The sequence below is a fragment of the Citrobacter sp. CK181 genome, assembly GCF_030333595.1.
GTDB lineage: Bacteria > Pseudomonadota > Gammaproteobacteria > Enterobacterales > Enterobacteriaceae > Citrobacter_B > Citrobacter_B koseri.
Genome location: NZ_JAOWFN010000008.1, coordinates 1 through 13,450, shown reverse-complemented (window position 1 = coordinate 13,450; position 13,450 = coordinate 1). Strand labels below are relative to the sequence as shown.

The following is a 13,450-nucleotide window of genomic DNA, read 5'->3' as shown; positions in this document are numbered from 1 at the left end:
GCGCTACGCTTATCAGGCCTACAGGATAGTGCTTATAACGTAGGCCGGATAAGACATTTCACGCCGCCATCCGGCAATCAGCAATCAATAGTCATCCCGCTCGTCGTCTTCATCCGGCTGCTCCAGCACGCTGTAAGCCACCGAACAAAACAGCGAATTCAGGCGTTGCATATCGCCCAGCAGTCCCAGATGCAATGAACTGGTTTCGATGCTCTGTACGTTCTGCTGGTGCAGGCGATCCACATGCGCATGTGAATAACGACGATTGAGAATACGGAAACGATGTTTGCTGCGACGCAAACGTCGGGCGCTGGTGACATCGCCGGAGAAAAACACCGACATCGCCAGTTGCAGGTTGCTGAGTAACTGATCATACAGCGCATCCAGCTCTTTCAGCCCTTCAATGGAAAACGCCCGCCGCGCCGCCAGCGACTTGTCGGCAATCTCGCTGCCCATCCGTTCGACGATATCCGAGGCCTGCTCCAGGTTAAGGGACATCTCGATGATTTCCGCCCAGCGCCGCGACTCTTCCTCCGCCAGTTCCTCTTTCGGCATCCGCGCCAGATAGAGTTTGATGGCGGTGTAAAGCACGTTGATATCATCCGCCAGCTTGCGCAGCTCTTTTTCTTCGCGCGGCTCGCCGTGCATCACCTTTTTCAGACCTTCCATCATCTGCTCCATCGCATCACCAATGCGTAGCGCTTCCCGGGCGGCATTGGCCAGCGCGAGCGTTGGCGTGTCCAGCGCGCTGACATCCAGATGTTTAGGCTTCAGATGGGCATCCAGCTCCGGTTCATCGCGGATAATACGTTTACAGAAACGCGCCATCGGTTCGGCGAACGGAATCATCACCAGACACCGCGCCAGGTTGTAAAAAACGTGGAAGTAGATAACCAGTTCGGATTTTGGCAGCGGTAACGCATCCATCGTATCGGCCAGCACATGGACAAACGGCAGGATAATCAGGCTGCCCACCAGCTTAAACAGCAGACTGCCCAGCGCCACGCGGCGAGCGGCGGCATTGGCTGCGCTGTTGTTGAGCATCGCCAGCAGGCCGGAACCGAGGTTGGCGCCGATGACCAGGCACAACGCGACCGGGAACGATATGATGCCCGCCGCCGTCAGCGTGGCCGTCAGCAGGACGGCAGCCAGGCTGGAATAGCTGATGATGGCAAACATGGCGCCAATCAGCGCATCCAGCATGATGTCGCCGGTCAGCGAGGCAAAGATGACCTGTACGCCATTCGCCTGAGTAATCGGCGTCACCGCCTGCACAATCAGCTCCAGCGCCAGCAGTATCAGGCCAAGACCGATCCCCACTCGCCCCAGTTGTCCGGCGCGTGACTGCTTACGCCCCAAAAAGAAGATAACGCCGATGAAAATCAGCAGCGGCGATAACCATGACAAATCAAAGGTAAGGATACGCGCCATCAGCGCGGTCCCCACGTCGGCCCCCAACACAATCACCAGTGCAGGCGTCAGGGCGACCAGATCCTGGGCGACAAATGACGTCACCAGCATAGTCGTGGCGTTACTGCTTTGCACCAGCGCAGTAACGCCGATACCCGCGCAGAAGGCGAGCGGTTTCTTTTCAACACTGCGGCTGAGAACGGTACGCAGACGAGCGCCGAAAACGCGCATCACGCCGGTACGCACAATATGGGTGCCCCACACCAGCAGGGCAACAGCAGAAAGCAGGTGTAGCAGAGTTAACACAGAATCAGGTACTCCTTATCATTATTATGATGTTCAGCCTTTTTACCGGATGGCGCTGCGCTTATCCGGCTTACGGGGATATTTGTAGGCCGGATAGGCGTTTACGCCGCCATCCGGCAAGCAGCCCCGTGAACCTTCTTCCAGTATAAGGGTTTCAAAACAATAAAGAGACAGGGCGCCCGATGAGCACCCTGTTTGTTGTAAGGAAAAATGACAGTTTTATGAACTAGTCGGCATCATAGCCCAGGTTGGAGGCCAACCAGCGCTCCACCTCCGCGACCGTCATCCCTTTACGCTGCGCATAATCCTCCACCTGATCGCGCTGTATTTGCGCGACGGTGTAGTACTTGCTGTCAGGATGGCTGAAGTACCAACCGGAAACGGAAGCGCCCGGCCACATGGCGTAAGATTCGGTCAGCTTCATGCCGGTGTGTTTTTCCACGTCCAGCAGTTGCCAGATGGTGCCCTTCTCAGTGTGCTCCGGGCAGGCCGGATAGCCTGGCGCCGGACGAATCCCCTGATAGTTTTCGCGGATCAGCTCCTCGTTGCTGAGGTTCTCATTCGCCGCATAGCCCCAGTAGACTTTACGTACCCGCTCATGCAGGTATTCCGCAAAGGCTTCCGCCAGACGGTCGGCGATCGCTTTGACCATAATCTTGTTGTAATCATCATGCTGCGCCTCGAATGCCTCTGCCAGCGCATCCTCTTCCAGACCGCCCGTGACGGCGAAGGCGCCGATGTAATCCTCTTTGCCGCTCTGTTTCGGCGCAACAAAGTCAGACAGGCAATAGTTGGCGAAACCCACCTTCTCCGTTTGCTGACGCAGATGATGGCTGACCGCCAGCACATGGGTACGCGTCTCATCGCGATAAATTTCGATATCATCACCCACACGGTTTGCCGGGAACAGCCCCACCACGCCACGCGGGTTGAGCGTCTTCTCGGCACTCAGTTTATCCAGCATGTCGTTGGCGTCTTTAAACAGGCGTTTCGCCTCTTCGCCCACCACCTCGTCTTCGAGAATGCGCGGATATTTCCCGGCCAGCGACCAGGTCATAAAGAACGGCGTCCAGTCGATGTAGTTGCGCAGCGTTTCGATACTGGCCTCAACGTCCTGCACGCCCAGACGATGAGCGACAGGCGGTGTATAGCTTTCCCAGTCAAATGCCAGGTCATTATCACGCGCGGCGGCCAGCGTCACCGGCGGCGTGCGCGGTTTCTTGCGCGCATGCTGGATGCGCACGGTTTCATACTCTTTACGGGTACGGGCGACAAACTCATCGTGCTGGGTTTCAGACAGCAACGCCGCCACGACGCCCACGGTACGCGAGGCGTTCTGGACATAGACCGTCGGGCCGCTGTAGTTCTGCTCAATCTTCACCGCCGTGTGCGCTTTGGACGTGGTCGCGCCGCCAATCAGCAGCGGGATGGTGAAGCCCTGACGTTCCATCTCCTTCGCCACGTTGACCATTTCATCCAGCGACGGGGTAATCAGGCCGGAGAGACCAATCAAATCCGCATTCACTTCTTTCGCGGTTTTGAGGATTTTTTCTGCCGGCACCATAACGCCAAGATCGATGATTTCATAGTTGTTGCACTGTAAAACGACGCCAACAATGTTTTTGCCAATGTCATGCACATCGCCCTTCACGGTGGCGATAACCATTTTACCGTTGCTGGAGCCCTGCTCTTTGCTGGCTTCAATAAACGGTTCCAGATACGCCACCGCCTGCTTCATGACGCGGGCCGATTTCACCACCTGCGGCAGGAACATTTTGCCTTCGCCGAACAGATCGCCCACCACGTTCATACCGTCCATCAGCGGCCCTTCGATAACCTCGATCGGACGCGTCGCCTGCTGGCGGGCTTCTTCGGTATCCTGTTCGATAAACTCGGTAATGCCTTTTACCAGCGAATACTCAAGGCGTTTTTTCACTTCCCAACTGCGCCATTCCGCCTGTTGCGCATTGGCTGAATCATCGGCTTTGCTGCCACGGTATTTTTCCGCCAGCGCCAGCAGACGCTCGGTGCTATCGTCGCGGCGATTGAGGATCACATCTTCCACCGCGTCGCGCAGTTCGGCGGGCAGGTCGTCATAAATCGCCAGTTGCCCGGCATTGACGATCCCCATGTCCATGCCGTTACGGATGGCGTAGTAGAGGAACACCGCATGAATCGCTTCGCGCACCGGGTCGTTGCCGCGAAACGAGAAGGAGACGTTAGAGACGCCGCCGGAGATCAGCGCGTGCGGCAGTTCGCGTTTGATATCTTCACAGGCGCCGATAAAGTCCTGCGCGTAGTTGTTGTGCTCGTCGATACCGGTCGCTACGGCAAAAATGTTCGGGTCAAAGATAATATCTTCCGGCGGGAAGCCCACCTCTTTGGTGAGAATGTTGTACGCCCGGCGGCAAATCTCGATCTTACGCGCGCGGGTATCAGCCTGCCCTTGTTCATCAAAGGCCATCACCACTACCGCCGCACCATAGCGACGCAGCAGCTTCGCATGGTGGATAAAGGTTTCCACGCCCTCTTTCATCGAAATGGAGTTAACGATGCCTTTACCCTGAATGCATTTCAGCCCTTTTTCGATGACCTCCCATTTTGAGGAGTCGATCATGATCGGTACGCGGGCGATATCCGGCTCACCGGCAATCAGGTTGAGGAAGCGCACCATCGCGACTTCGGCGTCGAGCATCCCCTCATCCATGTTGATATCGATAATCTGCGCGCCGCTCTCCACCTGCTGGCGGGCGACATCCAGCGCTTCGCTGTATTTCTCTTCTTTGATCAGCCGCTTAAATTTAGCGGAACCGGTAACGTTAGTACGCTCACCCACGTTTACAAACAGGCTGTCATCGCCAATATTCAACGGCTCAAGGCCAGAGAGACGACAGGCAACCGGAATATCGGGCAGTTTACGCGGCGCTAAACCATCAACCGCGCGGCTCATCGCGGCAATGTGTTCCGGCGTCGTCCCACAGCAGCCGCCGACAATATTGAGAAAGCCCGACTCCGCCCACTCGCGGATCTGCTTCGCCATCGTATTAGCATCAAGATCGTATTCGCCGAAGGCGTTAGGCAGACCGGCATTCGGGTGTGCGGTGACATAACATTCGGCAATGCGCGCCAGTTCCTGCACATACTGGCGCAGTTCATCCGGCCCCAGCGCGCAGTTAAGACCAAAGGTGAGCGCTTCGGCGTGGCGCAGCGAGTTATAAAACGCTTCGGTAGTCTGGCCGGAGAGCGTGCGCCCGGACGCATCGGTAATCGTGCCGGAGATCATAATCGGCAGCTCGACGCCCAGTGCTTCAAATTCTTCTTTCACCGCAAAAACGGCGGCTTTCGCATTCAGCGTGTCAAAGACGGTTTCAATCAGAATCAGGTCTGACCCACCTTCCACCAGCGCTTTGGTGGATTCGCGATAGGCCGCGACCAGCTGATCGAAGGAGATATTACGAAACGCCGGGTCGTTCACGTCCGGCGAGATGGATGCGGTGCGGTTGGTTGGGCCAAGCACGCCCGCAACGTAGCGCGGTTTTTCCGGCGTGCGCGCCGTCCATTCATCGGCGCAGGCGCGGGCCAGTTTCGCAGCGGTAAAGTTGATTTCCGCCGACAGGGATTCCATCTGGTAATCCGCCATCGCAATCGTTGTGGAGTTAAACGTGTTGGTTTCGATGATATCCGCACCCGCCTCAAAGTAAGCGTGATGAATCGCGGTAATCACCTCCGGCTTGCTGAGTACCAGCAGGTCGTTGTTGCCTTTCAAATCGCAGGGCCAGTCAGCAAAACGCTCGCCGCGAAAATCCTCTTCACTCAGGCGATAGCTCTGGATCATTGTCCCCATGCCACCATCCAGAACCAGAATACGTTCATCTAACTGCGCACGCAGTTGTTCAACTTTGCTGCTCACGACTTGCTCCCGACAACACTCAACCTGGACCGAAAAAAGGCCAACAAACCATACTGGCATAAACACGACAGGCGGAAAAGAGAACAACGGGCAACATGAGACATGTTCAGCTTCACTCCTCCGATCAGTGCAGGAATTCTTGCATTATATTTTAATAAAACGAAAATGATTTCCACGATACAGAAAAGGAGTCCGCCATGGTTGCCCCTGTCCCCGCGAAACGCGGTAGAAAACCCGCCGCTGCCACTGCGCCCGCAACCGGGCAGGTTCAGTCGCTGACCCGTGGCCTGAAGCTGCTGGAGTGGATTGCCGAATCCAACGGCAGCGTCGCGCTGACCGAACTGGCGCAGCAGGCGGGCCTGCCGAACTCCACGACTCACCGTTTGTTGACCACCATGCAGCAGCAGGGCTTTGTGCGGCAGGTGGGAGATCTGGGCCACTGGGCCGTGGGCGCCCATGCGTTTATCGTCGGCAGCAGTTTTTTGCAGAGCCGTAACCTGCTGGCGATTGTCCACCCTATCCTGCGCAAACTGATGGAAGACTCCGGTGAGACGGTCAATCTGGCGGTACTGGATCAGAGCGATCACCAGGCGATTATTATCGACCAGGTACAGTGCACACAGCTGATGCGCATGTCTGCGCCCATCGGCGGCAAACTGCCAATGCACGCTTCCGGCGCCGGGAAAGCGTTTCTGGCGCAACTCAGCGAAGAGCAGGTGACTGGCCTGCTGCACCGTAAAGGGCTGCATGCCTATACCCACGCCACGCTGGTGTCGCCGGTACATCTGAAAGACGACCTCGCCCAGACGCGCAAACGCGGTTATTCCTTTGATGATGAAGAGCACGCGCTTGGCCTGCGTTGTGTTGCGTCGTGCATTTACGACGAGCACCGCGAACCGTTTGCCGCGATCTCAATTTCCGGGCCGATTTCCCGCATCACTGACGATCGCGTCACCGAGTTTGGCGCGATGGTGATTAAAGCGGCGAAAGAAGTCACGCTGGCATACGGCGGGTTTAGATAAGCAAGGCTTGCCGGATGGCGGCGCAAGCGCCTTATCCAGCCTACAGTCACGTGTAGGCCCGGTAAGCGCAGCGCCACCGGGCGTCAAGCCGCAAATCTGAAGCAAAACCGCTGTTTGCGCCGATAGGCGTAAACATCTTCCACGTGCCCTTCGCGAATACGCGTCTGTAACGCCCGCCAGTAGTCGGCGCGGAACAGGTCGGCGTGCATCTCCTCAAATAACGGCCCAATTCTTGGGTCAGCGCACAGCCAGTGGCGAAACTCTTCCGGGAAAACATCCCCTGGCGAAACGCTGTACCAGGGTTCGCTGGCCAGCTCATCTTCCGGGTAGCGCGCTTGCGGAATATCGCGGAAATTCACTTCCGTCATGTAGCAAATTTCATCGTAATCGTAGAACACCACGCGCCCGTGGCGGGTGACGCCAAAGTTTTTAAACAGCATGTCGCCGGGGAAGATGTTAGCGGCGGCAAGCTGGCGAATCGCATTGCCGTACTCTTCAATCGCGTCACGCAGTTGCTGGCCCTCCACCTGCTCCAGCCAGATATTCAGCGGCACCATACGACGCTCAATGTAGAGATGGCGAATCACTATCTGATCGCCAAGGTCGATGATTTTCTCCGGCGCCTCCTGGCGCAACAGCGTCATCAGCGCTGGCGCGATTCGCCGCTTCTCCAGCACAAAGTTCTCGAACTCCTGCGTATCGGCCATCCGCCCGACGCGATCGTGTTCTTTAACGAGTTGATAGCAAGCGCGCACATGGGCGGCCGACATCTCTTTTTGTGGGGCAAACCTATCCTTGATGATCTTAAACACCCGGTCAAAGCCCGGCAGCGTAAACACCAGCATCACCATGCCGCGAATACCGGGCGCTTCAATAAACTGCTCATCGCTGTTCGCCAGATACAGTAAATACTCGCGATAGCTCTCGGTTTTCGCATGCTTCTGACAGCCAATCGCCATGTACAGCTCGGCGGTGGTTTTACCTGGCAGGATCTCACGCAGCCACTCAACCAGCGCGGCAGGCAACGGCGCGTACACCATGAAGTAGGAACGGGCAAAACCAAACACGATACTGGCCTCAGCCGTGGTGGTCAGGCAGGTATCGACAAACAGTTCGCCTTCATCGGTGTGATGAATCGGCAGCAAAAATGGCAACGTGCCGGCTGGGGTCAGCAACTTCCCCACCAGCCAGGCGGCTTTATTGCGATAAAACAGCTCATTCGCCACCTGCAAATGGCTGCGGTGCAAAGCCTCCGCTCCGAACGTTTCCGTCAGGTGAGCAATGATGTAATGAATATCACGGCTTTTGTTTTGCCAGGGCAAACGCAGCGGTAGATCGCTGAGAATACGCGTCAACAGCGGTTCCCAGCCGTGATCGGGGAAGAAATCTTTCGCCAGCGGGCGCGGGATCGTGCGAAACCGGCGTTCAGGCTGGGAGCTAAAGATAAAAAGCCGCTCGGGAGTGAGCGAGCGGTGGTCAAATAACCGACAGTAGACGGAGTTAAAAAAGCTCTCCGCAATCTCGAAGCGCGGGTAATCCGGCAACAGCCGGGTGTAATGCTCTTTGACACGCAGTAAAAAGGCCGCATCGGTGCTTTTGCCGTCAGTAATGCAGCGCAACTGTTCCACCACCAGACCAACGTGATGATCGTAGAGGTGGATACGGTTTTTCATCGCCTGCTGCACGGCATGCCAGTCGGCCTGTTCAAAGCGCTGCTGCGCGCCGGAAGTCACTTCCAGAAATCGACCATACTGCGCGTCAAAGCCTTGCAGGATGGTCTGAGCAATCAGTAATTCCAGGCCACGCGACATAGTTTGTCCTCATCGGTTGCCGGATGGCGGAGCAAGCGCCTTATCCGGCCTACGGTTCGGGGTAGGCCGGATAAGCGTAAGCGCCATCCGGCATGGATCAGAACTGCGATTCTTCAGTGGAACCCGTTAATGCCGTCACTGAGGAGGTGCCGCCCTGAATGATGGTGGTCACTTTGTCGAAGTAGCCTGTCCCCACTTCCTGCTGATGGGACACGAAGGTGTAACCGTCTTTGGCCGCCGCAAATTCTGGCTGCTGAACCTTCTCAACATAGTGGCGCATGCCTTCACCCTGCGCATAGGAATGTGCCAGGTCGAACATGTTGAACCACATGCTGTGGATGCCCGCCAGGGTGATGAACTGGTACTTGTAGCCCATGTCCGACAGCTGCTGCTGGAAGCTGGCGATGGTTTTATCGTCCAGGTTCTTCTGCCAGTTAAACGACGGCGAGCAGTTGTAGGCCAGCAGTTTACCCGGGTATTTCGCGTGGATGGCATCGGCAAAGCGCTTCGCCAGTTCAAGGTCCGGCGTGGAGGTTTCGCACCACACCAGGTCTGCGTAAGGCGCATACGCCAGCCCACGGCTGATCGCCTGTTCAATACCGGCACGTGTGCGGAAGAAGCCTTCGCTGGTGCGTTCGCCGGTAATAAATTCACTGTCGTACGCGTCGCAGTCGGAGGTTATCAGATCTGCCGCATCCGCATCGGTACGGGCAATCAGCAACGTCGGTACGCCCATCACGTCAGCCGCCAGACGCGCAGCCACCAGTTTCTGAATGGCTTCCTGCGTCGGCACCAGAACTTTGCCGCCCATATGACCGCACTTCTTCACCGACGCAAGCTGATCTTCGAAGTGAACAGCCGCTGCACCGGCTTCGATCATCGATTTCATCAGTTCAAACGCGTTCAGTACGCCGCCAAAACCGGCCTCCGCATCGGCAACGATCGGCAGGAAGTAATCGACAAAGCGCGGATCGCCAGGCTCAATGCCGGATGCCCACTGGATCTGATCCGCACGACGGAAAGTGTTGTTGATCCGATCCACGACCGCCGGAACAGAGTTTGCCGGGTACAGCGATTGATCCGGGTACATGCTGGAGGCCAGGTTAGCGTCCGCCGCCACCTGCCAGCCGGACAGATAGACCGCCTCAATGCCCGCTTTCGCCTGTTGCAGCGCCTGGCCGCCGGTCAGTGCGCCGAGGCTGTTGATGTAGCCTTTTTTCGCGTCGCCATGCAGCAGACGCCACATTTTGGCCGCGCCAAGCTGCGCCAGCGTACATTCCGGGTTGACCGAGCCGCGTAATTTCACCACTTCCTCCGCGCTATACGGGCGACGGATGCCTTCCCAGCGCGGTTGCGTCCATTCTTTCTGTAACTCTTCGATTTGTTGGGTACGGGTTTTCATGTGCAGATGCTCCATATTGTTATGTGGTGAGTTAAGCCAGCAGGCGGTAGCCTGGCAGGGTCAAGAAATCGATCAGTTCATCAGAGGTAGTGATCTGCTCCATCAGGCGCGCGGCTTCATCAAAGCGCCCGCTGCTGAAGCGGTGCTCTCCCAGCTCGTCCTGGATCACCAGCATCTCTTCGGCCAGCATCTGGCGGAATAGCGCTTTCGTGACGGGTTTGCCGTTGCTCAGGGTTTTCTCGTGATGAATCCATTGCCAGATAGAGGTACGGGAGATTTCAGCCGTTGCCGCATCTTCCATCAGGCCATAAATCGGTACGCAGCCATTGCCGGAAATCCATGCTTCAATGTACTGCACCGCCACGCGAATATTGGCACGCATTCCCTCTTCGGTACGATCGCCCTCGCAGGGCGCCAGCAGCTGTTCGGCAGTAATGGGCGCATCTTCATCACGGGTAACAAACAGCTGGTTCTGGTTTTCGCCCAGCGCCTCGTTAAAGACCGTCATCGCGGTGTCCGCCAGCCCCGGGTGCGCGATCCAGGTGCCGTCATGACCGTTATTGGCTTCCAGCGCTTTGTCCGCTTTCACTTTGTTGAGCACTTGATTGTTGCGCTCGGCGTCTTTGCTCGGGATAAACGCCGCCATGCCGCCCATCGCAAATGCGCCGCGCTTGTGGCAGGTTTTGATCAACAGCCGTGAATAGGCGCTGAGGAACGGTTTATCCATCGTCACCACCTGACGGTCCGGCAGGACGCGATCCGGGTGATTTTTCAGTGTTTTGATATAGCTGAAAATGTAATCCCAGCGGCCGCAGTTAAGACCAACAATATGGTCACGCAGCGCGTGCAGGATCTCATCCATCTGGAAGACGGCAGGCAGCGTTTCAATCAGCAAGGTGGCTTTGATGGTGCCGCGCGGCAGATTAAAACGGTCTTCGGCATAGCTGAAGACTTCGCTCCACCAGGCGGCCTCCTGCCAGGCCTGAGTTTTCGGCAGGTAGAAATACGGGCCGCTGCCTTTTGCCAGCAACGCTTTATAGTTGTGGAAAAAGTAGAGAGCGAAATCAAACAGGCTGCCAGGAATGGCTTCACCACGCCAGGTCACATGTTTTTCCGGCAGGTGTAAACCGCGTACGCGACAAATCAGTAACGCCGGGTCCGGCTTGAGTTGATAGATTTTCCCGGCTTCGTTGGTGTAGCTGATGGTGCCGTTCACCGCATCACGTAGGTTGATCTGGCCATCAATCACTTTGCTCCACTCCGGCGCCAGTGAATCCTCAAAGTCAGCCATGAACACTTTCACGTTAGCATTCAGCGCGTTAATCACCATTTTACGTTCTACCGGGCCGGTGATTTCCACGCGACGATCCTGTAAATCGTCAGGAATACCGCGAATTTTCCAGTCACCCTCACGAATGGAAACGGTTTCCGAAATAAAATCAGGCAACTTACCGTCATCAATATCCTGCTGTTGCTGAATACGAGCAGCGAGGAGTTTGTTACGCTTTGGCGTAAAACGCGTCACCAGTTCGGTCAGAAACTCTACCGCTTCAGCGGTCAGAATTTGCTTCTCCTGCTCACCATACGGCCTGGTAAAGGTCAGTTCATCGGTTGTCGTTGCCTGTTGATTCATTATGCAGCTCCTCGTCATTGATCCGAATACATCCCCAATGCGAACGAAGGATCGTTGTGTGGTTTTCGTTCAGCACAACTAAGACTACTCAATTAAATTCCAAAATCAAAAACAATTTCCATTTTTAAGTTAATTATTAATTAACTTATTGATAACAATAAAAATAAAGTTTAATTACAAGATGAGCGGCATTTCAGAAATAAAAAAGGCACCCGAAGGTGCCTGTTTCAACATGCTGAAACGCTTTAGGATCGTGCGCTACAGAAGATTAATCCAGCGTTGGATTCATGTGACGCAGATCATATGGCGTGATCTGGTAGACGTAATAGTTGAGCCAGTTGGTAAACAGCAAATTACCGTGGCTGCGCCAGGTCGCGCGAGGTTTGTTTTGCGGATCGTTTTTCGGGAAATAGTTGTACGGTACATTCGGACTTAAACCTGCTTCAACATCCCGGAAATATTCACTGGCCAGCGTATGGGCATCGTACTCCGGGTGACCGGTTACAAACGCGATTCGTTTATCTTTGCTGGCAAACAGGTAGGCATCTCCATCTTCAGTTTCTGCGAGGATCTCAAGGTCGGTATAGTCCCGAATCAGCGCCGCCGGGAAGTCGGCATAGCGTGAGTGCGGAGCAAGGAATGAATCATCAAAACCACGAGTCAGTAAAGCATGAGGATGAAGGATGTGATGTTCGTAGACGCCGGAAAGTTTATCTGTGCGGGTTTGCTTCGGAATGCCATAGAGAATATTAAGCGCGGCCTGTACCGCCCAACAGACAAACAGCGTTGAGGTGACGTGATCTTTCGCCCACTCCAGCACCTGCTTAATCTGCGGCCAATACGCAACATCATTAAACTCCACCAGGCCCAGAGGCGCGCCGGTGACAATCAGCCCATCGAAATTCTGATCGCAGATATCCTCGAAGTTACAGTAGAAGTTGTTCAGATGCTCTGCTGGTGTATTACGCGATTCACGAGCATCAATCCGCAAGAGCTGAACATCGACCTGAAGCGGTGAGTTTGACAGCAGGCGCAGGAACTGGTTTTCCGTTTCGATCTTCTTCGGCATCAGGTTGAGGATAAGCACCTTCAGCGGACGAATTTCCTGGCCAGAAGCGCGGGATGTCGTCATAACAAAGACGTTTTCCTCACGTAAGAAATTGACGGCGGGTAGCTCGTCCAGCACGCGAATCGGCATAACCTGATAACCTCACTACATACGTTTAAACGTTTAGACATCCAGATAGCTGAAGATACCCAGAAATTCTTCTAATGTCGAGCCTGCATGTTGAAGGTGAGAAAGTTTCACGGCGGTGTTTACGATAGAATATAAGCACAAAGAAAAGGAGATAATATGGTTATTAGCATTCGCCGATCGCGGCAGGATGAAGGGGAAAAACTGATTGCTATCTGGTGTCGTTCTGTTGATGCTACGCACCATTTTCTGTCTGCATCCTATCGGAGCGAGCTGGAAGAGCTGGTGCGTTCTTTTTTACCAGAAGCGCCGTTATGGGTGGCAGTGACAGAGCAGGATGAGCCCATCGCGTTTATGCTGCTGACCGGGCAGCACATGGATGCCCTGTTTGTCGATCCCGACGTTCGTGGCTGCGGCGTAGGGAAATTGCTGGTTGAGCATGCGTTTACGCTGGCCCCCGAGTTAACAACCAACGTTAACGAACAGAATGAACAAGCGGTTGGGTTCTACAAAAAGATGGGATTTAAAGTGACGGGACGTTCAGAGGTAGACGATCTTGGCAGACCGTATCCGTTATTGAATCTGGTTCATACGTTGGCCGGATAAGGCGCAGCGTCATCCGGCTGCACCCGGGCGCATGAACGCAAAAAGGCTCAGTCTTTCGACTGAGCCTTTTGCTTTATTTGATGCCTGGCAGTTCCCTACTCTCGCATGGGGAGACCCCACACTACCATCGGCGCTACGGCGTTTCACTTCTGAGT

General features: G+C 55.3%; 8 protein-coding genes and 1 rRNA gene. 2 read left to right on the top strand and 7 right to left on the bottom strand.

The window, feature by feature from the left end; genetic code table 11:
* Positions 1-84: 84 nt before the first annotated feature.
* A complete protein-coding gene (locus tag OGW17_RS03405; RefSeq protein WP_024130841.1) occupies positions 85-1,716 on the bottom strand; it encodes a Na/Pi cotransporter family protein in 1,632 nt (543 codons plus the stop codon).
* A gap of 226 nt (positions 1,717-1,942) precedes the next feature.
* Positions 1,943-5,626, bottom strand: a complete 3,684-nt coding sequence (gene metH / locus OGW17_RS03400; RefSeq protein ID WP_071257651.1) for a methionine synthase — start codon at positions 5,624-5,626, stop codon at positions 1,943-1,945.
* Positions 5,627-5,823: 197 nt separating this feature from the next.
* On the opposite strand from metH, the gene iclR reads away from it, so the two are divergent.
* Positions 5,824-6,648 (top strand): glyoxylate bypass operon transcriptional repressor IclR, encoded by an 825-nt coding sequence (gene iclR, locus OGW17_RS03395; protein WP_058668403.1) that lies wholly within the window; start codon positions 5,824-5,826, stop codon positions 6,646-6,648.
* Positions 6,649-6,731: 83 nt separating this feature from the next.
* Here the strand turns inward: iclR and aceK are convergent, their stop codons facing one another.
* From aceK to metA, 4 genes are all read right to left on the bottom strand, one after another.
* On the bottom strand, positions 6,732-8,459 hold the full coding sequence (gene aceK / locus OGW17_RS03390) for a bifunctional isocitrate dehydrogenase kinase/phosphatase (RefSeq protein WP_071257648.1): 1,728 nt from the start codon (positions 8,457-8,459) through the stop codon (positions 6,732-6,734).
* Between the two features lie 97 nt (positions 8,460-8,556).
* The gene (gene aceA / locus OGW17_RS03385) at positions 8,557-9,861 is read right to left on the bottom strand and encodes an isocitrate lyase (protein WP_024130843.1); all 1,305 of its coding nucleotides are present in this window, start codon (positions 9,859-9,861) and stop codon (positions 8,557-8,559) included.
* A 31-nt stretch (positions 9,862-9,892) separates the two neighbouring features.
* Positions 9,893-11,494, bottom strand: coding sequence for a malate synthase A (gene aceB, locus OGW17_RS03380; protein WP_071257646.1), 1,602 nt, complete (start codon positions 11,492-11,494; stop codon positions 9,893-9,895).
* Between the two features lie 268 nt (positions 11,495-11,762).
* The gene (gene metA, locus OGW17_RS03375; RefSeq protein WP_012134677.1) at positions 11,763-12,692 is read right to left on the bottom strand and encodes a homoserine O-acetyltransferase MetA; all 930 of its coding nucleotides are present in this window, start codon (positions 12,690-12,692) and stop codon (positions 11,763-11,765) included.
* A gap of 156 nt (positions 12,693-12,848) precedes the next feature.
* On the opposite strand from metA, the gene OGW17_RS03370 reads away from it, so the two are divergent.
* Positions 12,849-13,295: an acetyltransferase gene (locus OGW17_RS03370; RefSeq protein ID WP_049010140.1), complete on the top strand. Its 447-nt coding sequence runs from the start codon at positions 12,849-12,851 to the stop codon at positions 13,293-13,295.
* An 82-nt stretch (positions 13,296-13,377) separates the two neighbouring features.
* Here OGW17_RS03370 and rrf read toward each other — a convergent pair.
* Positions 13,378-13,450, bottom strand: a 5S ribosomal RNA gene (rrf, locus tag OGW17_RS21620); the annotation flags it as partial.

Coding starts and splice junctions, on each gene's coding strand:
- iclR (WP_058668403.1), top strand. CDS start 5,824: ATGGTTGCCCCTGTCCCCGCGAAACGCGGTAGAAAACCCGCCGCTGCC.
- aceK (WP_071257648.1), bottom strand. CDS start 8,459: ATGTCGCGTGGCCTGGAATTACTGATTGCTCAGACCATCCTGCAAGGC.
- aceA (WP_024130843.1), bottom strand. CDS start 9,861: ATGAAAACCCGTACCCAACAAATCGAAGAGTTACAGAAAGAATGGACG.
- aceB (WP_071257646.1), bottom strand. CDS start 11,494: ATGAATCAACAGGCAACGACAACCGATGAACTGACCTTTACCAGGCCG.
- metA (WP_012134677.1), bottom strand. CDS start 12,692: ATGCCGATTCGCGTGCTGGACGAGCTACCCGCCGTCAATTTCTTACGT.
- OGW17_RS03370 (WP_049010140.1), top strand. CDS start 12,849: ATGGTTATTAGCATTCGCCGATCGCGGCAGGATGAAGGGGAAAAACTG.